Here is a 21,269-nt window from a genome sequence, read left to right as displayed (position 1 = left end):
GTTGACGAAACAGCGATGCTGCTTCGGGGTGGGCTAAGCAAACGAAATATCGTCGGGCAATTCGTTGACATCATCGTCCTGCCGCGGGAAAAAGGCTTTGAGCTGCAAACCCGCTTCGACAATACCCCGGCACAGCCCGTCGGTAAGCTGCCCCTGTCTGAAGTGATGCCGGAGCAGGTCTTTGGTGCTGTCCCAGAAACCGGCCGGTACCTTTTCGTTAATACCTTTATCACCGATAACGGCAAATTTCCGGTCGTCGACGGCCAGATAAAACAAGACCCCGTTCTGCTCCCGCGTCTGGTGCATACCCAGATGCGCAAAGACCTCAATGGCCCGCTTAACCGGATCGCCCTCCGGGCATTTAGCCTCAACATGCAGCCGTACTTCACCCGATGTAGCCAGTTCGGCTTCCCGGATCGCCTCCATAATCTGATGTTGCTGCTCCGGTGTAAATACTACGTTTTCCATAGTGGTAATGCAAAGAGCATGGGGCATAGCGCTAAGGTTTCTATGCTCCATGCCCTACGCTCTGTACGCTAAGCTCTTCGGTCGTTAAAACTGTACGGTCGGTGCGTTTTGGGCAGCCTGAGAAGCCTCAAATAAGCCCTTACGCTGGAAGCCAAAAATGCCGGCAAAAATGTTATTCGGGAATGAACGGACCGATTGATTGTAGGTCGTTGCTACCCCGTTAAAATCATTACGGGCAACCGTAATCCGGTTTTCTGTACCTTCCAGCTGAGCCTGCAGATCCGAGAAATTCTGGGTAGCCCGCAGTTGCGGATAACTCTCAGCTACTGCCAGCAAACGTGACAATGACCCGCCTAACTGGTTCTGGGCAGCCTGAAACTTCTGTATATTTTCGGGCGTCAGCTGGTCGGCGGTCAGCTTAACGGATGTTGCATTTGAACGGGCTTCAATAACGGCCTGCAGCGTACTTTTTTCAAAGTTAGCAGCTCCCTGTACTGTCCGGACAAGGTTCGGAATCAGGTCTGCCCGACGCTGGTACTGGGTCTGCACGTTGGCCCATGCTTGTTCAACTTTTGTATCCTTTTCTACGAGTCCATTGTACGAACTACAACCGTACATGCCTAAAATAAGGGCGATGACAACGAAAATTATGAGTCCTTTTGACATAGTTTTATGCTTTTTTGAGTGGCAATTGCCGGTAGCAAATGTGGTTAACTTACCAATCAATTCCGACTATTTTGTGTTGATCGGTGCTTTTGATACGTAAATCATTTTTTAATCCATTTGTTCGGATTTATGACCGGCGACGGATAATCGCGGCCAATGGACACCCCGAATGTCTCCTGCTCCTGCGGGTTCAGGTTTGAGACAAGGTGCACCTTCCGGGCCGGTACACGCTTCAGTTCCGGCAGCCAGTGTTTTACGTACGCCCCCTGTTCGTCGTAGCGGGTTGCCTGGCTGTAGATGTTAAAATACCGGTCTTCGCGCGGGTCATTGCCGACACCGGCCACATAGTTCCAGTTCCCCCAGTTGCTGCATACGTCGTAATCGGTCAGCATGCTTTCGAACCAGGCGGCTCCCCATGTCCAGTCAATTCCCAGATCTTTGACCAGAAAACTGCCCACGTTCTGCCGGCCGCGGTTCGACATAAAGCCGGTTTGTTTCAGCTCCCGCATATTGGCATCGATAAACGGGATGCCGGTCTCACCGTCAACCCATTTCATAAACAACGCCTTGTCCTGAATCCACTTTTTGTGCATTTCGTACTTAATGCCGGCCGGTTTGAACAGGCGTGTCCCATACTTGAGGGCCACAAAGCGGAAGTAGTCACGCCAGATCAGCTCAAAGGTAAGCCAGTAGGTCGAGTCGTTACGTACCCGCTCGTCTTCGTAACGGCATACTTCGTCATAAATCCAGCGCGGCGACAGACAGCCCAGCGACAACCAGGCCGAAAACTTACTCGAAAAGTCTTCGCCCAGCAAACCATTGCGGGTTTCCTTATAGACTTTGAGCGAATCTGTATCCCAAAGATAGTGTTTCAGCCGTGCCAGGGCGGCGGTTTCTCCCCCTTTAAACTGAATGGCAGCGCGCGGATCGATCACGGCGGCATTCTCAAAGCCCAGTTCTGTCAATGACGGAATTTCACCGGCGTCGATGCCTTTCACAAAGTGCATCTGATCGGGCACGGGCCAGGTTTCGCGCACCGTTGCCCGCTCCTCCACCTGTTTACGGAATACCGTAAATACATCCGGCAGTTTCACAATACTGAACGGCAGATCACGGACGTGGTACAGTGTTGACATCCAGAAGAGCTCCAGATCAATATTCATGGGTTTCAGCCGCTTGCTCAGTGTCGACTCCAGATCGGTTTCTTCCTGCGTCACCTCCTTACTGGCATAGATGGCTTCGGCATCCAGTTCCTCTGCCAGCTCGCTCAGTATCATGGCCGGGTTGCCGGTCCGGATAATCAGCTCCCCGCCCCGGCTCCGGAGCGATTGCCGCAAATCAGCCAGTGACTCCAGTAAAAAAGCTGCCCGATAGATGCCGGTTTTGTGAAAGCCAAGCACAGGATGCCGGCCAAACCAGCGCGGATCAATAACAAATACGGGAAGGATTTCATCAGCGCTTTCCAGTGCACGGTTCAACCCTTCATTATCGTGCAGCCGCAAATCATTCCGAAACCAATAAATAATACGTTTAGGCATAAGTGAATTACGTGGTTCTATTAACCAAGGTAAGTGGTTTGCGGGATTTTTTGTTTAAAATTAGCCTGACTCCGTACAGCACCCCAACAACCACCAGCAACAATCAGAACAACCAGCAACTAACCTCAACCATCCGGCATCCCTTAAAACGTCACCTCCACTTCCTTCTCCTTCCCGCAGGACCTTTACCTTGACGGTATCACCCTTTTTGACTTTGGCGAGGGCTTTCATATAGCCTTCCACGTTTTTCACGTCGTCATCGCCCATGTGTATGAGCACATCGCCTTTTTGCAGTCCGGCGATCTGCCCCGGCTTCCCGTTGGTCACGCCATCAATGCGCATGCCCGCGCCGTCGAACGCATAGTCGGGCATAACGCCCATCGTAATGCGGAAAGCCGAGCGGGTCATGCTCGTATTACGGGTAGTCAGAAAGGCAAGTTTGCCCTTGTCTTTTGTCTGGTTGATGACCGCCAGCATATACTCCAATACGTCACGCTCGCCGGCATAGTTGATACGGTCGGCATCGTCACTTGGCTTGTGGTAATCTCCGTGCTGCCCCGTAAAGAAATGAAGGACCGGAATATTTTTCAGATAAAACGACGTCTGATCGCTCGGCCCGATGCCAGAACTGTCTTTCACGATCTTCAACGAAGATGTCAGCCCGTCACCCATACCGGCGATGTCCCGACGCCATATACCAGCAACGTCCGTGAATCGGGATTCAGCCGCCCGATCATGTCCATGTTGAGCATGTAATTCACCTTCTCAAGCGGGTAGGTCGGGGCTTCGCACCATTTTTTAGAGCCAAGCAACCCCAGCTCTTCGGCCGAAAAGCCCATAAACAGAACGTTAAAGGGTTCTTTTTCCTTATTCTGCGAAAAATGACGCGCCAGTTCGAGCATCCCCGCTGTACCACTCGCATTGTCGTCGGCACCATTATGGATCATGCCTTCCGAATTGGCCTGTAAACTATTACGGTCTTTACCAAGGCCCAGATGGTCGAAGTGAGCGCCGATGATTACCGTGTTTTCGGCCCCGTTGTCCAGAAAACCGACTACGTCCAGCCCATTGCGCAGCGGCAGGTTAGCCGTTGCAGTATCGTGCGGGTTCGGGTTGGTTTTGAACGTAAACGGATAATAATAGCCATCGGTCCCCATCGGCTTCAGACCATATTTTCTGAACTGCTTCGCCAGATAGTCAGCCGCTTTTTTTTCACCGTCGGTCGATGTACCACGGCCCTGTAATTCATCAGAGGCGAGGTAGCCAATGTGTTCCCGTAGGTTTTTCTCCGAAATAGACTGTGCCTCCGCTGCCGGAACTGCCATGCGCAGTACAGTCAGGGAAAGAAGTGTTGTGAATAACTGTTTCATGAGGATAGAAAGAAAAAAGGCCCTCTATCCAATTAGTGAGGGCCTGCCTGAATGTGTTCTTAATCGACCCAATCGGCGATAAACAGGTTCGTATCCCGCGTATTCCCGTTGTCGCGGTTCGAACTAAAGATCAACCGTTTACCATCATACGAAAACATCGGAAATGCGTTAAAAATGCTGTTGTTCGTAATCCGTTCAAGACCGGTCCCATCCTCGTTGATCATATACAGCTGGAAATCATACCCCCGCTGACTGTGGTGATTCGAAGAAAAGATAATACGTTTGCCATCGGGATGAAAATAGGGTGCCCAGTTGGCCTTACCCAGGTTCGTTACCTGATGCAGGTTCGAGCCGTCGACGTTGCAGACATAGATTTCCATAGTTGTCGGCGCCACCAGTCCTTTTTTCAGGTAATCGAGGTATTCCTGCTTTTCAGCCTCTGTTTTCGGACGCGACGCCCGGAAGACCAGTTTCGAGCCATCGGGCGAGAAAAACGCCCCGCCGTCATACCCTGGTTCGTGCGTGATCCGCTTTACGTTTGAGCCATCAATGTTCATGATGTACAGATCTAGGTCGCCGTCGCGGGTACTGGTAAACACAATTTTATCTCCTTTCGGCGAAACCGTTGCTTCAGCATCATAGCCCGGTGTGTTGGTCAGCCGCTTTTTGATGTTGCCCTTCAGGTCGCTGATGTAAATATCAAACGATTCATAAATGGCCCACAGGTATTTCTGGCCCGTCGGCGGCGGTACCGGACAGGCATGCCCGCCCCCTTCGTGCGTACTGGCATAAAGCACATGCTTACCGTCGGGCATGAAAAACGAGCAGGTCGTCCGCCCATGTCCCGTGCTGATAAACGGAGGCCGCGCATTAGGGTCCTGCAAGCCCTTTTTCAGATCCATCATAAAGATCTGATCGCATTCCAGTCCCCATTTCGGGTTATCCGACTGGAACGAAATATAGCGGTCGTCGCGGCTGAAATAAGCCTCAGCGTTGTTGCCGCCAAAGGTCAGCTGACGGATATTTTTCAGGTGTTTTTCAGGAGCAGGCGGCGTTGCCGGATTGGGTTGCTGAGCCAGTACCTGCGTACCGGCCAGTATGCCCAGCGCCAGCCAAAGTGAATGTTTCATAGAGGTTTCAATATTTCGTTACAATGGCCTCAAATCTACATACCTTTTGGATTGGTTGTCTGCGTATTACTCAAAAACGTAACCCGTTATTCCACAATCCAGCGATTCATGGTGTTATGCCGGCCTTCCAGTACGATTTTGTAGAATTTAGACGGCAGTTTCGATACGTCGATGGTTGCTTTGCCGGCCGTTACGCGCACCTCGGCCATCAGCCGGTACAGGTCCTGTTTGCCTTCTTCAAACAGGTTAGTGGTAGTGAGCCAGATTTTTACGTTGCCTTCCGGACCAACCGGCAGCCAGCTGACCTCAATCCGTGTATCTGTCTTCCGGACTACGGGCTTTATCAATGATAACGGCCCTGTCAGGGGCACGCCATCCACCTCAAATGCCTGCTCTTTCGGGATCGTCACCTGCATGTGCCGGGCAATGGTGGGCATGATGTCCACAATGGCCGGCTTATCTTCTGCCGACTGACGGAAATTGACATTCAGCCCGTGCGCATTGGTCACCATCCAGGTATTCCGCTCCCGGTCCGACTGCCCGCCGTGGTTTTTACCCGCCACGGCATCGCGCCCGTGATCGGTTGTGATCACCACCAGCCAGTCTTCCTTAAACTCTTTCCGGCGGTACTCAACGGCTTTCCATAACCGGCCCATCTGATCGTCCATGAGCTGAATGGCTTTCGTAAACTGTTCGCTGTCCCCGTAGCGATGGCCCATATCATCGGTGTATTCCAGATAAACCCACGACAGGTCGGGTCCCTGTTCGCTGATGTACCGGGTAGCTTCGTTCACCACCCGTTCGTCGATCTGCCGGATGTACTGCTTGTCTTTATCGTGCGGAAAATTCACCGTATCGAGTTCAAACCCATCGAAATGATACGAGAGCCGCAGGTGGTTGGTTTCCGGCATATTTTCGCCCACGAGCTTTGTGCGGTTATCGAGCCACGTCGAAAAAACGGCCGTCCGGGCAGCGGGGTACTGCTCATGGAAGTAGCGGAAAATAGTCCAATAGTGGTAGTTGGGGGCTTTGATGGAGTTATCCCAGACATTGTGTTTGTTGACCCAGGTGCCGGTCAGCAGGCTGTTATAGCCCACGGCCGAGATCGTCGGCGTCTGCGAATACGTGCCTTTCCCGCCACCCACGTAGGCACGGGCGTAACCACCCGCTTTGGCAATGGCCTCCAGATTGGGCCGCGCTACTTTTTCAAGCGCATCCGACGAAATACCGTCAACAATAACGAATAAAGTTTTAGGGGTTGACTGCGCCTGTACGGAACCAGTCAGGGCCATCAGGCCGGCAATGATAAGAAATCGGGTAGTGCTTTTCATAGCGCGATTGTTCTGCGCCGCAAAACTGCAAAAAAATCAAAAGTGGTGGCCTACAAAAGAGTGGTGGCACGACTTAAACAGGTTCGCCTGCCGGTCGTGCCACCACTACACTACTACTTACTCCTTCCGTTCACTAATTACCCGCGGGGTGAAGCCGACTGGCTCTGACTGTTATCATCGCCGCCTTTCACGTCGTCGTTGTTAATGCTTTTCTTCTTTTTGCCCAGGGAGAAACCTGATCCGTCGAAGCTCATTTTACCGATTTTGTAGCTGAAGTTGATCCGGAAACCGGCGTTGTACATGCTGTTGATGCTGGTTTGTGTCAGCAGCGGCGATGCGATTTCGGTACGGATGTTATACGGATTGTTCAGGAAGTTTTCGGCAACCAGACCGACACTGCCCCGTTTGTTGGCGAACTCTTTTTTCACACCCAGATTGTAGAACATGAAACTGCCTTGTGTACCCTGTAGCTGCACCTGACGACCGCGTCCGCCACCGAACGCCTGTACCGCCCAGCCGTTACCCAGCGTCAGTGTCGAGAACAGGTGACCACCCACGACCCAGCCCGAGTTCGACTGCCCGTAAAGCTGGTTGCTGCTGTTGCTGGTCAGGTCAACGTGGTAGATATCGAAGCTGGCACCCAGCTGTAATTTTGAAGCAAATGTGCCGTTAGCGAACAGGTTCAGGCCGACCGCGTTCTGCTTACCGATGTTGGCGTACGACGTCTGAATCACCTGCTGCGTTACGCCGTTGAGGCTCTGCGAAAGCGTATCCCGAACACTGCTGATGGCGTTGTTAGTCTGACGGGCATAGAGCGTAGCACTCAGAAAAATCTTGCTGATATTGCCGCTGAAACCAGCCTCCAGGTTGTCGGTCAGTTCCGGCGAGAGGTACGGGTTACCCACACTGATGTTGGTCGGGTTGGCGGCGTTTACGTTCGGGTTCAGGAACTGAATGCCCGGACGCTGAATCCGGCGGTTATAGGCCAGTTTGATGGTTTTGGTACCGCCGATGTTTTTCGACAGGTTCAGGCTTGGCACCAGCACACCGTAGTTCGGAATGCTCTGCGCTTTGGTTTGCTCATTCCCGAACGCCGCGTTGATAAACGTGTATTCGTAGCGGGCACCGGCTTTAAGGGTATATTTGTTCTTTGTCGACAGGGTGTAGGACAGGTAGCTGGCCACAACATCCTGATCGTAATTAAGGCTGTTCGACGGCCGCGTGTTATCCACTACATAATCGCCGGTAGCGGTAGCAGTGAGGTATTGGTAGTCACTGTCAACCTGCCGGAAGATGCCTTTCGCTCCTACTTCAAGTAATTGATTTTTCTGAATCGGGGTCTGATAATCCAGCTGGAAGGTCGATTCCTGGTTGTAGCTGAGGTTATTGTTTTTCTGGCGGGCCGTGATCGTTTCCATGTCCGTACCGTTCAGCAGGTCGGCCACAAAGTTGTTGGTGTTGTTATTACGGCTATATAACCCCATGATACTCAGCTCCTGCTGCGGCTTGTAAATCTTTGTATAGTTCACGCTCGCATCCAGTGTGCCTGACAGGTTAGTTGTCTTTACATCACGGCCGGCCAGTGTTGGCGATGTTACGTTGGGCAGGAAGGTCTGGGTCAGCAGGTTGTCCTGCGTTGAAATCATGTTCCGGACGCCGTACCGGACGCTGGCCGAGAGTGATGTATTTTTGTCGATATCATAGTCCCAGCCAAACTGATACGTCCCGAACTGTCCGTGGCTCAGCGCATTGGCTGATTGCAGCGTTGTGATGTTGCCCAGCGGCGAGAGCGTAGTCTGCGTATTGCTGAATGCGCCTTTCACGTTGTACATTGCCCGGCCAAAGCCGCTCAGCGTGAAGCCCATTTTCCCCTGACGATATGAGCCGTTAAGGGCCAGGTTTGAGCCCCGGTTACCGGCACCCATGTCTACGTTCAGCGTAGCACCTTCGAGCGTCGTTTTCTTCGTGATGATGTTGATGATACCAGCCGTACCTTCGGCATCGTATTTCGCCGATGGGCTGGTGATCACCTCTACCGACTTCACCATATCGGCCGGAATCTGTTTCAGCGCGTCCGCCACGCTGCTCGCGACAATCGTTGATGGCTTATTGTTGATCAGCACCTTCACGTTCTGGCTGCCACGGAGGCTCACGTTGCCGTCAAGGTCAACGGTCAGCATCGGCACTTTCCGCATGATGTCTGTAGCGTCGCCACCCTTCGCTGTCATGTCTTTTTCGGCGTTATACACCAGCCGGTCTACCTTATTTTCGATGATCGAGGCCTGCGCCGTCACCGTTACTTCGCTCAGCGTCCGGACGTCCGGCGACAGCAGAACCGCGCCGATGTTCAGGTCCGTGCTCTTCGCAATGTTGATGGTTTTGGTTTCCTTGTTCTGGTAGCCCAGGAACGAGACCTGTAAGCGGTAAGCGCCTGGTGCAATGTTGGCGATGGTGAACTTACCCTTATCGTCCGACATCGTTCCGTCGATGGGTTTGCCGGTAGCTACGTTAAGCAGGGCAACTGTGGCAAATTCGACCGGCTGTTTGGTGGTTGAGTCGGTCAGCACACCGCTGATTTTACCGGTTCCTTTCGGGGCAACCTCCGAAACGGCGGCGGCTTGTGGATGACCGGCAGCTTGTTGAGCGAAAGCAGATACGCTGGCAGTCAGCGCGATACAGGTGATGGCCGAAGCCACTAATTTCCGTGATACTGAGGTTATCTGTGTAGTGAAGGAGTGTCCCGTCTTCATGACAAAGGTTGTTTACGATTGATGTCACAAAGTTGGGGTGCGGCCACTCCCTCCGGAAATCAACTTCACCGAATGCCGGTTTCCGGTCGCTAAATACCGTTTTTCCGGCGCTAATCTACTTCCCCAGCCACTCCTTAAAATCACTGATCCGGTCGCCGCTGACAAATACCTCATGCCGCGCTTTGGGCGTCAGGTCAAGCTTGAGCTTTCCGGCCGAATAGGTATGAATGGCCTGAATGGCCGGGAGCGACACCAGAAACTGGCGGCTGACCCGGAAAAACTGCCTTGGGTCAAGCAGTTGCGTCAGTTTGTCAAGGGTATAATCGACGGGCAGGTTCGCACCATCTCTGGTGACCAGAAAAGCCATTTTTTCTTCAAGGAAGAAGTAGGCAATTTCGCCGACACCTACGCTCCGGATGCGGGTCCCGATCGTAATCATAAAGCGGTCCTTGTAGCTTGTTTCCCGCGGCTGGGCCAGCAGCCTGAGCAACGCATCCATGTCCGGCGTCTGCACCGGCTTTGCTTCCGGCTCCGGCACCGTACTGCCGAAAATCTCGCGGAACGATTTAAACTTCTCAATGGCGGCCACCAGGTCATCGTAATTGACCGGTTTCAGCAAGTAATCGACACTGTTGAGTTTAAACGCTTTAATCATGTATTCATCGTAGGCCGTCGTGAAAATAATCGGCGTTGATAACCGGGTCTGCTCAATGATCCGGAACGCCAGCCCGTCTTCCAGGTGAATGTCCATAAACACCAGATCGGGCTTCTCTTCGGCGGCTTCGACGGTCGAAAACCAATCGACGGCTTCCTCCACGGACGGCAGCTGAGCAAGCACCCGGATGGTCGGTTCGTACCGGAGCAACAGCCCTTCGAGCCGTTTGGCGGTCAGGCGTTCGTCTTCAATAATGACTACTTTCATGATCATTGAGTGGTTGGGCGATTGGGTGATAGAGTGACTAACTATACGGATCAGGCAATGGCAACCGTCTGGGCAATCAGCGGAATCCGGACCACAAATTCGCCTTGCTGCTCACCAACCCAGACAGGCTGATTCGTCAGCAGGTGATAGCGGTTGATAATGTTCTGCAAGCCAATACCCGTCGACGGCTCATGATCATCGCGGGGCTGAATACGGTTCCGGACCACTAACTCGTTACCGGTTACCTCAATCCGCACTTCCAGGGGCTGTTTGCTGGTCATCCGGTTGTGTTTGACCGCATTCTCGATCAGCAGCTGCAATGTCAGCGGCGCAATAGCGCTCTGGTCAGCAACCGGATCAGGCACGTCCAGGACCACGCTGAATTTCTCGTCGAACCGGATTTTCAGCAGAAAAATATAGGCCTGAATAAACTCCAGCTCCGTCCGGAGTGAGACACGGTCATTATCTTTTTGTTCCAGAATATAGCGGTATGCTTTCGACAGCCGGTCAATAAACTGCTCCGACAACGCCGGATCGACATAGACCAGCGACGAGAGAATGCTCAGGCTATTGAACAGAAAGTGAGGGCTGACCTGATTTTTGAGGGCCGCGAACTGGGCCAGTGCATTTTCTTTTTCCAGCCGCTCGGCCTCCACCTGAATATCTTTCATGCGGCGGTTGGCGCGCCGGTTAGTTGCGAGGTAAAAAATGGAAAGCATAATCACCACGGCCAGTCCATTGTTCGATCGTTCGAAAAACTCCCAGCGGCCATTATTGTTCCGGTTCCGGCCGTTGGCGGCATCCGCGGGCTTGTCTGTCCGGTTAGCATCCGGTCGGCCGGGCCGGCCGGTTATTTGCTGACGGGCCGCCTCCTGCCGGTTCGGATTCTTCAGAACCTGCCGCCGGATCTGGTGAAAAATTACGTTGAAGAACATGGCAAAGCAGATGGCGACCACAATTGATACCAGCTGACCCGGCCATTTAAACTCAAACAAAAACTGATCACCGAAGCGGTCGGCCAGTTTTTGCAACAGCCATTCGACAATAAAGATCCAGAAGAAATACAACAGAAACATGAGCCCGCCCTGCATGAGCAGATAAGGCAGGGCCTGCATCAGAAAGTCCCAGCTGCGGTCAGGCAGGTTGACGTAGAGCAAAATGGGATAGTACACAACCAGCACGAAAAAGGCCAGTTGCGCGATCTGCCACACCGACAGACGATACGATTTAGCGGAGCTCATACCGAGCAAATCTACAGAAAGCACACATCAAAATGGTGATTTTTAAAGACCGGAATCAATTATTTATCGCTTAGTGCCCCATTTTACCCGCTAAGCCGGCCAGAATATTCTCCGAATGACAAAAAACAAAAAGCAGCGCCGGCCGGCGCTGCTTTTGCGGGATAAGATAACATTGAAAGAGAGACAGCGTGGCGGTTATTTTATTTCCATCTGAAGGGCAGGAACCAGTTCTGTTTGTTCATCAGACGGCTCCGGACGGCTTCTGCATTCGGGTTATTGGCTTTTTTCAGCTTGGCATACACCTTGTCGGCCAGGAACGCCGGATCGTTGCGGCGGAGCGCAATCCGTACCAGGTCCGGCCAGCGGTGGCCTTCGTATGCCAGCTCCAGGGCCGACTCTTCGATCAGTGAGTTTTCGATCGACAGGGTGCTATCGCCGGCCACGGCTACCGGTTGCAGCAGGGCCCGGCCGCGAATCCCGTTGTTGCGGTACCACGGCTCACGGAACAGGGGCACGTCGCCGTTCCGCGCGTTGAAATCGTATGGCGGCACATCAAAGGTCGCCTGTTTGTTAGTCTGATCTTTACTGGCCGGGTTGCTGTCGAATGTGCTCGAAATACCGTTGTTCAGCAACGCATAGGCCAGTTTCCGGCGACCGTCGCGGTTAGCTGCTTCGGCAAAACGCAGGTGCAGCGTTGCCGCCCGGTAAAGCAGCCACAGGCCGTTTTTCTCCTGCAACGACGCCCCGATGGGCAGGCTAGTCACCGGGTCAACATAGCTGTAGAGGTACTTCATGATTACCGGATTGCCGCCCATATTTTTGTTGGTAAGCCGGCCGCGGGCATCAAACGGGAAGTTATTCGTTTGTTTCTGCGCATTCCAGAGATCGGTCGCCTGTTGCGAAGGCTGCACCAGATAGCTGCCGTTCACATTCGAAAACAAGTCAACAAACGGGTTTACCGGATTGAAGTTCTTGTCGAACGGCAGGTACCAGATCCACTCGTAGTTGAACCATGATTCCGTTGTTTTCCGGCCAAAAATCGAACGCCAGCCCAGATTATTGGCATCGACCAGTTTATTGATATCGTTCACGCCACCGGCATAGCCAACCACCAGATCATTGTTGTTTGTACCGGCATAGTGGATTTTATAGGTCGCATAAAATGCCTCCGAGTTAGGATCAACACCCGTGCGGGCAGCGGTTTCCAGCACCAGCCGGTACGTCTGCGCGGCTTTCAGGTACTGGTTATCCCACAGGTACAGATCGCCCAGCAGTATGTGCTTATTGATAAAAAACTTGTTGAGCGGATAGCCGTCAACCGGCAGCGTTACCAGTGTGGTATTGCTTGTATACGGCTCCCGATAGACCGCCGGAATGGCTTCTATGGTCTTAATCAGTTCTTTTATCAGATTCTCCAGCGGCAACTTCGTTACATTCGGCAACGTCGCCAGATCGCTGACCGTTTCGACCGGATCCGTTACGTAGGGCACGGTGCCGAAGTGAATCCCGAGTTGCAGATATACCCACGTCCGCAGCGCAATCACGTCGGCCGAACGCTGGTTATACTCCTCAGCCTTGATCTTATTCTGGCTGAGCATCAGTTTGAAATTCTTCAGGATGTCGTTGCAGTTCAGGATTACCTCGTAATAGGGTTTCGGATCGGCATAGGCGTTCCCTTCTACCACGTTGTGGTTATTCAGCTGCCGGAGCTGCTCGTCGGCGTTGGCGGTTACGTCCATCAGGTCGGCCCGCAGCTCGTTGAGTAACACGTGCTGTTTAGCCAGATTCATGAACTTGCCGTATAACCCGATAATGGCGGCATCTGCATCGTAAATATTCCGGTACATCTGCTCGCCCGACAACACTTCCGTGGGCTTAACGTCGAAAATTTTTGAGCACGACGACGTACCTGCCACCAGACCGGTTGCCAGCGCCACACTCACAGCTATTTTTTGAAACGATAATGTCATGTTTGTCTTCGGATTGCGTGTCAAATCAAAGCCCGAGTTTAACGCCCAGCTGAACCGACTTCTGAACGGGTTCAAGCGCATTGTCGACGCCCTGCCCGAACAGGCTGTTGGTCGAACTGAATTCAGGATCATAGCCCAGGTAGCGCGTTGCCGTGAAGAGGTTGTTTGCCGCTGCGTAGATGGTCACGTACTTCAGAATATCGCGGTCAACCGGGATGTTATACGAAGCCGAAACTGTCCGTACACGGAAATACGACCCGTCTTCGATCCAGCGGCTGGAGAACCGGGCATTGCCCATCGGATCGCCCGGCGCTGCCCGCGGCACGTCTGTCACCTGCCCCTGCCCGCGCCAGCGGTTCAGCACCGCCTGCGTCTGGTTGTTGCTGCCCGACACTGATTCCAGTACGCTGCGGGTATAGTTATAGAGGCTGTTGCCCGACACAAACGTGCAGAGTGCGTCGATGGTCAGGTTCTTGTATGATACGCGGTTCATCAGCGCGCCGAACAGTTTCGGATTCGGATTGCCGATGGTCTGGCGGTCATTGTCGTCAATGATTTTGTTGCCGTCTACGTCCAGGAACCGTGCATCGCCACCTTTAAAGGCTACCAGCGATCCGTCTTTCTGCCGGATTTTCAGCCCGCTCTCAGCCGCGGCGGCATCGGTGGCAAACACGCCCTGATACACGTGACCATAGAACAGGTTCGGGGCCTGGCCCACGCGGGTAATGTAGGTGGCGTTGCCGAACAGGGTCAGCGCATTATCGTCGGGCAGTTGATTTACGACCGAGGCAGCGCGTCCCAGATTCAGGCCTACGTCCCACTTCAGCAACGGACTGTTTACGGCCTTCACATTGACACCCAGTTCGATCCCGCGGGTTGTCATGGCGCCGCTGTTGGTGAGTGCCGTTGACAGGCCCGAAATAACCGGTACCTTCTCCAGCATAAGCATATCCTTGATGCGGTTCTGGTACACATCCAGGCTCAGGCTTACCCGTTCGTTCAGCACCGATACGTCGAGGCCGAGGTTTGTTTTGGTCACCGACTCCCATTTCAGGTTTGGATTGGCAATGTTCCCCCGCACAAGCCCCTGCATTCCCAACAGGTTCTGGCCCACATAGTATTCGCGGCTTGAATAGTTACCGATGTTATCGTTGCCAACCCGGCCGGCCGATGCCCGCAGTTTCAGCAGGTCAAACGGCATGTTAGCCATGAACTTTTCCGACGAAATAAGCCAGGCCGCCGAAACCGCCGGCATCACCGCAAACGGGGTCCCCCCCAGACTCACCGACTCCGACGCAACCGACTTGCCAAAACGCGACGAACCGTCCAGAGCCATGCTGTAGCTCAGGAAGTATTTGTCGGCAAACGCATAATTCAGGTTCAGGTAGGTATTCAGCCAGTTGTACTGACCGATACCGCCGCTGATTTTGTTTAGAATCGGCGTACCGTTTCCGACACTTACCAGCTCATCCGTTGCCGAGTTATAGCCCAGAATCCGGTCCTGCTCTACCTTGCTGTTCAGGAAACGCATGCCCAGACGCGCCGAAAACTCGTGGAAGTAATTTACGGTTTTGGTGTAGGCCAGGTAGGTGTCGTTCGAGATATTGAACAGGCGTTTGGTCTGCGAACCAAGCTGATTTTTCACAATTATATTGCTCAGCGTATCGCCAACCACGCCCAGACGCGGCACAAAGCGGTTTTCCTTTACCTTATCAAACACCACCCCGACGTTGGTCCCCAGAATCAGGTTCGGCCGCAGCTGGTACTGAAAGCCGATGGCGCCCAGAAACCGGTAGTTTTTGTAGCCGGCCTGCATCAGCTGCGAAATCGCCGACGGATTGCTGACGTTAAAAATATCCTCATCGGCGAGGTCCGGCGAGGCAACCCCTGCTCCCGACATCATGTAATCGGTCAGAATCGGCGCTTTCACCAGCGACAGGTACACCGGATTCGTGCGTGGCGCAAAACCCTGGTCTTTTGTTGTGGCTTCGTTGTACGAAAAACTCAGGTTGGCGTTTCCTTTCAGCCGTGCGCTGAGGTTCAGGTCGGCATTGAAGCGGGTGCTGTATTTACCCAGTGTCGAGCCCGACAGCGCCGTATTGTTCTTTGCGTAGTTGATTGAAAGGGCATATTTCGCAATGTTATCCCCGCCGGTCACCTTCAGGTAAATATCGTTCAGCGGCCGGTTGCTATACATTTTTTTCTGCCAGTCGGTGTTGTTGTGGTACTGGTAATAGACACCCGAGCTGGTATTGTCGTTCATGTACGGCAGGGCCTGCAACGCCTGTGTAGACAGGCCACCCGAACTGAGCACATCGGAGAGATACGTCCGGTAGTCGCCCGCATTCAGCACCGGCAGCGACGCAGGGGCCAGATTCATACCCCCGTTCATGGCGAGGTCAATGCGGGTGCCGAGATTTTTGGCCCGTGAGGTCGTAATAAGCACAACTCCATTGGCCGCTTTGGTGCCGTACACGGCTGCCGCGGCGGCATCTTTTAGCACAGTAATGTTGCTGATGTCGCGCATGTCGATGTTCGACAAGGCATTGGCAAAGAAGTTGTTATTCAGCGGACTGCCGTAATCGCTGCCATCGTAAATTACGTTATCTACAACAATCAGCGGCTGGTTACCGGCCAGCAGTGAGGTATATCCCCGCAGCGACAGGGTGGCTCCCGCATTGGCCGATCCCGAGTGGCGGACTACGTTCAGACCCGCCAGTTTGCCCTGCAGGTAAGAGTCAGCCGTTTCTATCTGCCGTGTCCAGACATCCGACATATCAGCCGACGCCACCGCCGCCGACATCCGGTTTGCCGCCGCTGCCTGGTTGGGCAACATCACCGTTTTGTAGGCCGACGGGCTGTCTTCGTCATTCAGTGCAATCCGGAGTTCTTTGCGGCCATCGACGGCCACGTCGCGGGTCTGATAACCCGCCATGTCAACGCTCACTGACACGTTCAGACCCGGTACTGCCAGGCTGAATGCGCCGTTTTCATCGGTAATGGCCGTGGTCAGGTTTTTGTAAAACACCCGAACGCCCAGCAACGGTTTTTTCGTGGCGGCATCGGTCACCACCCCCCTGATCCGTTGCGTGAGGTGCTGGCTTACCACCGTTTCTCTGACCGCAGGCGCCTGCGCCATCACCGGCCCTGCGGCCAGCATCAGCCCACAGAGATACCAGACAGCCCGACGTCGCTGGTGCGTTTTGCACGAAGTATGTAAAATCAATTCCATTGAATGTCAGGTTATGCGATCAGAGCTGTGGAACAAGTTTAATGTAGTCGAGCGCCATGCTGTTGGTGCCGCTGGCCACCAGATACATATTCAGGGTGCCGAATGCCGTGGTGGTATATTCGCCCAGCAGCACCTCGCTGTAGGTATTGTTCGGCACCGTAATGTTGGCAAACGTCGTGGCGGCCAGGTTTCCCATAGCCAGTTTCTGCGTGACCACAATCGGCAGCGTATTGGTCCGGTAGTTCACCGTCTGATCATTCAGCGATACCCAGTAGACTTTGTATTTGGCCGCCGGCAGCTCTTTGGCCTGATAGCCGACCCAGAAATTACTGACGCCGTGGGCAATGACGGATAAATCCTGAAAGTTCTGATTCGTCAGCGGGTTAAACTTCTGCCGGATGGCAATGGCCGTAGAGGCAACTGACTGCATCTGACTGGTGTAGTTTTCCCCCTCGATCACCACCGTCGGAATCTTTTCGGCCAGGGCAACGTTCGCCTTGCTGAAAATGTGCACCATCCCGTTACTGACCGGCACCGATTTCACCAGTGCCGACTTATCGACCGGCACATTCACGCCAAACTTCGATTTCAGGGCGGCGGGCAGCTGATCGGCCGTATACAGGCCCTCCACGGCCAGGTCCTTCACCACCTGCCACGCCGAGAGGTTATAGGTACTGTCTGTAGTGCTAGTCTTAAAATACGGCGTTACCTTTTTGATCTCCGCCGACAGGGCATCGTCGGTCAACAGGATGTAGGTATACTGCTTCGACTCATCCTTTACGTCGAATACTTGATCAGTAAAGCGGTTTTTTGGTTCGAAGCCGGTGCCTTTGCGGTAAATCGGTGCGCCGGTCGTGGCGCTGATGCTGTCGACAATGGCTTTCGACGGGTTAAAGGCCAGATACGTCAGCCCGTTGATGAGCTTGTTCTGAGTATAGGCTGTTGTGGCGGTCAGGTACTCCCACAGGTTCGGCAGCACCTCATTGTATTGATCGATCACATGCAGCACCCCATTGGCAACGTACTGATTGGCCGCCGATACGGCCACCTGTCCGAACCGGTCTTTGCTGAAAGTGGTATACTTCCCGTTCAGCAGCACCAGCCGGGTTGCGGTTGTTGTCGCAGGCATGGTATAGGGCTGCAAGGCAATGTGGTTGCCCACAAACGCCCGCAGGCTCGTACTGTCTTTCAGTGTTGAGGCATCAAAGGCCGCCAGTGCCTTATCGGTCGGTGCCCAGACCGTATAATTCTGCGAAGAGCGCAGCAGTTTGTCGTAGCCGCTTTTTACCAGCAGATCCTTGAATCTGGTCAGGTTGGGCTGCGCACTGATGGTCGTGAATAAATCCTGTTGCAAGGCACTGTCGGCAACCGTAATCCGGTCGTCCCACCGCTGACAGGCAGTCATGTATCCACCCGCCAGAGCCAGCAACAGCAGCGAAATGTATGTTTTTTTCATGGTCAGGTCGGGTATTAAGGTACAAGGGTTCCGTCGCGGTTGAAGAACGGACGTGTCTGCTTCATGTCAATCGGAATAAAGTGCACCATGTCAATGTTGTTGGTGTTCTGCGTTCCCTGAATGCAGTCGAGACGGAATGTGTGGCGGTCAGTTGTTTTGATATTCACAATGCCCAGCAGCCGTGACGACAGGTTCCGGTCCGTGCCCGGTGCCGAATACAGTTTCCAGCCCAGCGCTTCGAGCTCACCTTCCGTACCGGCCGGTGCAGTTTCGGTAAACGTTACCGGACGCGGCAGGATGTCGCCGTCAACACTGGCCTGGCAGATATTCACCGAACTACCCGACTGTTTCTGCGACCGGTAGCAGACCCAGACCTTGTAACGGCCTTTCACCAGCATCGGGGTTTTCAGTTCTACCCAGGCGCTTCGGTTTGGCCCGCCCAGCGGAATCTGGAGATAATCATTTTTGTAGACCGAAAAGTTGGATGCTGTGGTGTAGATGTACGACAGGTTAAAGTTGCTTTTCTCCCAGATAATATCCTTCACACCGCCCAGCGCGAAATCGTAGCTTCGCTTACCGTAATAGGCCGGTAATTTCCGGATTTCCGGAAAGTCGGCCACATCCCAGTAAGACGGCACCGGCGTCCGTACCTTCACCATAAAATGGCCGTTTGACTGGTGTACTACCCCGTTGGTGCCGGAGTTATCACTACCGGCGCGGTCCAGTACCACCCCGATTTCGTGGACACCGTTAAACTCGTCGTCATTAATCATGACGGTCTGGTCGTTCAGCTTCGAGGTTACTACTTCGAGCGGGATTTTAGTCAGGTGCGAGGTGGCGGTAATGATGTCGGCCAGGTATTTTGCACCCGGCAACAGGTGATAAGCCACATAGAGATTCAGACTATCGGCCTTGTTACGCGGGTTGCCGGTATTGGAATAGCGTTTTTTCAGGGCATCAAAGCTGGCAAAACCGGCGGCATTCAGTGCCGTATTGGTTTCGGCGATAACGGTTGTCCAGCGGGTAGCTTCGTCGGTGCTGACCACATTCAGCGAATCGTAATAGCCGGTCTGCTTCAGGGCTTCCGTAAAAATGGAGTAGGCGGTATTTTTCTCAATCTGCTGCGCAACGGTCAGCGTGGCCGGTTTCAGCACGTTGTCGATCACGTGCAGAATCCCGTTACCGGTCGTAATGTTCGACTCCAGCACCAGCGCCTGCCGGTTAATGCTGTAGCTCGACGCGCCGTTGGCAAACGACACCCCGCCCAGCAGGTATTGGCCATACATGGTCACCAGCGGCAGTTTACCGTCTTTAAACGACTTGGTTGTCAGCGTATCGCGGATGATATGAATTTTGGCAATGGCCTTTGCTTCGTCAGCCGTCAGTTGCGCCACCGTTTTATTGATGCTTTTCAGGTACGTCTGCACGCCGGCATTCACCGGCACAAACATCGTGTAAGCCCCGTAGGCATTCAGGAAGTTATCATATCCTGCCTTCTCCAGAATGGCCGCAAAGTCCGAATACTTTGCCGGTGTCTGTGTCAGGTAAGTGTACATGTTTACATCGGTCGTTGTGCCTTCGACAATGTCAATTTTCTGGCAGCCGATCAGGTACGCCAGCGGCAGGAGACCGATGAAAAACCGCAGCAGATAGCTCGTAAACTGTTTCATGATTTCGTGTCTTTGTGTTGGTTGACCGTACGCCTATTTGTAGAATGGGTTCTGTACCAGCAGCCGGTTGGTATTCAGCTCATACTGGAAAATCGGGAAGTAATGGCTGTTCACATCCTTGAATTTAGCAATGGCCGACTGTTGCCGGTCGGGCTGCACACTGCGCGCCACCATATCGAGCAGGATGTCGATACGCTTGTATTTGTTTCGTTTCGCATGGCGCAGCATATCATACCAGCGTTTGCCCTCAAAAGCCAGTTCACGGGCCCGCTCGTCCAGGATAAAGTCCATGACCGCTTCGGTATCGGTCACGTCCGGCGTCCGGTTGGTTGCCTCCAGCGCACGGCCGCGGTCGCGGATGGTTTTGACGATATTCAGCGCTTCCTGTGCGCGGCTCTGCATGGCCAGTGCCTCGGCCCGCATCAGCAGCACATCGGCATACCGGTACACCATCCAGTGGGCATACGATCCGTCGATGGCCCGCAGCGTATTCGACGACAGCCCGACGTATTTCCAGATCATGCCATCGGTAGCCCGCAGCGCCGTTCCGTCACCTCGGATGTCGATATTCTGATCATTCAGAAAATCCTGGGTATAGATTTCGTCAATCACATAGCTATTGGCGATAAAACGGCGCGGGGTCACGAAGAGCGAATAGAAACTGTTGAGTTTCTGACGGTCGAACTGTAGTTCAAAAATGCCTTCGTTTGAGTTGCCCTGGACAAACACCGTATTGAAAAAGCTGCCGCCTTCGATGATCCCGAATCTGGCGCTCTTCACGATTTTATCGCAGGCGGCCAGGGCTTCAGGGTATTTCTCAAGCCACAGATAAACATCGGCCTGCAGCGCGTTGATGGCATAGCGCGTTATCCGGCCCTTATCAGCGGCTACGTTGCCATAGGTGAGCGGTACGCTGGCTTCGGCTTCAGTCAGGTCTTTCACGATCTGCGCCAGTACCGCTGCCTGTGTGCTTTTGGCGATCGGCACAATCTGATCGTCAGAGGCGGTTGCATCCAGTTTCAGCGGTACATCGCCAAAGCTCCGGACCAGGTAAAAATACATCAGTGCCCGCAACGTTTTAACTTCAGACAGATAACCGTTCAGGGCTTCCTGCGTAAACGTTTTATCGTTGTCGAGTACGGCCGGCGCAAAATCAATGACGGTGTTACAGTAGTTAATAATCTGATAGACAGACCGCCAGTTGGTGATGCTGTTTGTTGACAGAATGTTCACGTTCATCACGTCCAGCTCTTCGGCTCTGGTGTTGAAGGTGGTACTCAGCATATCGGCCCGTAACTCGCCCCAGAGAAACAGGGTTTCCGGTAAGCCGTTCAGCATAGCGGCATAACAGCCCATGACAGCCGCCTGTACCTGCTCTTTTGACTTCCAGAATTTATCTTTTGTAATCCCGTCCTGCGGGTGCAAATCCAGATACTTGTTGCAGGAGGTCGGTGCCAGCAGCAACATCAGGACGGATACTGTATAAAGTAGTTTTTTCAACATCGACGTAAATAATTTCGTAGTT

General features: G+C 53.4%; 15 protein-coding genes. All 15 read right to left on the bottom strand.

The window, feature by feature from the left end; genetic code table 11:
* Nucleotides 1-33: 33 nt before the first annotated feature.
* Entirely contained in the window at nt 34-468 is a 435-nt protein-coding gene (locus tag AC23NW_RS03355) for a TPM domain-containing protein (protein ID WP_293838045.1), read from the bottom strand.
* Nucleotides 469-552: 84 nt separating this feature from the next.
* Nucleotides 553-1,134: a LemA family protein gene (locus tag AC23NW_RS03350; RefSeq protein ID WP_293838042.1), complete on the bottom strand. Its 582-nt coding sequence runs from the start codon at nt 1,132-1,134 to the stop codon at nt 553-555.
* A gap of 101 nt (nt 1,135-1,235) precedes the next feature.
* Nucleotides 1,236-2,672, bottom strand: coding sequence for a DASH family cryptochrome (locus AC23NW_RS03345; protein WP_293838040.1), 1,437 nt, complete (start codon nt 2,670-2,672; stop codon nt 1,236-1,238).
* 60 nt (nt 2,673-2,732) lie between these two features.
* Nucleotides 2,733-3,311, bottom strand: coding sequence for a PDZ domain-containing protein (locus AC23NW_RS03340; protein WP_487447690.1), 579 nt, complete (start codon nt 3,309-3,311; stop codon nt 2,733-2,735).
* A gap of 17 nt (nt 3,312-3,328) precedes the next feature.
* Complete coding sequence (locus tag AC23NW_RS03335; protein WP_487447688.1) at nt 3,329-4,042, bottom strand: M20/M25/M40 family metallo-hydrolase; 714 nt, start codon at nt 4,040-4,042, stop codon at nt 3,329-3,331.
* 59 nt (nt 4,043-4,101) lie between these two features.
* A complete protein-coding gene (locus AC23NW_RS03330) occupies nt 4,102-5,172 on the bottom strand; it encodes a TolB family protein (RefSeq protein ID WP_487447686.1) in 1,071 nt (356 codons plus the stop codon).
* An 86-nt stretch (nt 5,173-5,258) separates the two neighbouring features.
* Nucleotides 5,259-6,503 (bottom strand): alkaline phosphatase family protein, encoded by a 1,245-nt coding sequence (locus AC23NW_RS03325; protein ID WP_487447685.1) that lies wholly within the window; start codon nt 6,501-6,503, stop codon nt 5,259-5,261.
* 137 nt (nt 6,504-6,640) lie between these two features.
* Nucleotides 6,641-9,253, bottom strand: a complete 2,613-nt coding sequence (locus tag AC23NW_RS03320) for a TonB-dependent receptor (RefSeq protein ID WP_487447684.1) — start codon at nt 9,251-9,253, stop codon at nt 6,641-6,643.
* A gap of 115 nt (nt 9,254-9,368) precedes the next feature.
* The gene (locus tag AC23NW_RS03315; RefSeq protein ID WP_487447682.1) at nt 9,369-10,175 is read right to left on the bottom strand and encodes a LytR/AlgR family response regulator transcription factor; all 807 of its coding nucleotides are present in this window, start codon (nt 10,173-10,175) and stop codon (nt 9,369-9,371) included.
* Between the two features lie 50 nt (nt 10,176-10,225).
* Nucleotides 10,226-11,416: a sensor histidine kinase gene (locus AC23NW_RS03310; protein ID WP_487447680.1), complete on the bottom strand. Its 1,191-nt coding sequence runs from the start codon at nt 11,414-11,416 to the stop codon at nt 10,226-10,228.
* A 200-nt stretch (nt 11,417-11,616) separates the two neighbouring features.
* The gene (locus tag AC23NW_RS03305) at nt 11,617-13,386 is read right to left on the bottom strand and encodes a RagB/SusD family nutrient uptake outer membrane protein (RefSeq protein WP_487447679.1); all 1,770 of its coding nucleotides are present in this window, start codon (nt 13,384-13,386) and stop codon (nt 11,617-11,619) included.
* Nucleotides 13,387-13,411: 25 nt separating this feature from the next.
* Complete coding sequence (locus AC23NW_RS03300) at nt 13,412-16,618, bottom strand: SusC/RagA family TonB-linked outer membrane protein (protein WP_487447677.1); 3,207 nt, start codon at nt 16,616-16,618, stop codon at nt 13,412-13,414.
* A 19-nt stretch (nt 16,619-16,637) separates the two neighbouring features.
* Nucleotides 16,638-18,074 carry a fasciclin domain-containing protein gene (locus tag AC23NW_RS03295; RefSeq protein WP_487447675.1) on the bottom strand — a complete coding sequence of 479 codons (1,437 nt, stop codon included), beginning with the start codon at nt 18,072-18,074 and terminating at the stop codon, nt 16,638-16,640.
* Nucleotides 18,075-18,088: 14 nt separating this feature from the next.
* A complete protein-coding gene (locus tag AC23NW_RS03290) occupies nt 18,089-19,744 on the bottom strand; it encodes a fasciclin domain-containing protein (protein WP_487447673.1) in 1,656 nt (551 codons plus the stop codon).
* Nucleotides 19,745-19,777: 33 nt separating this feature from the next.
* Nucleotides 19,778-21,247, bottom strand: coding sequence for a RagB/SusD family nutrient uptake outer membrane protein (locus AC23NW_RS03285; RefSeq protein WP_487447671.1), 1,470 nt, complete (start codon nt 21,245-21,247; stop codon nt 19,778-19,780).
* Nucleotides 21,248-21,269 lie beyond the last annotated feature (22 nt).

The organism is Arsenicibacter sp. R0_47, from assembly GCF_057652235.1.
The sequence above is the reverse complement of the archived record's forward strand: the minus strand, read 5'-3'. Positions and strand labels throughout refer to the sequence as shown.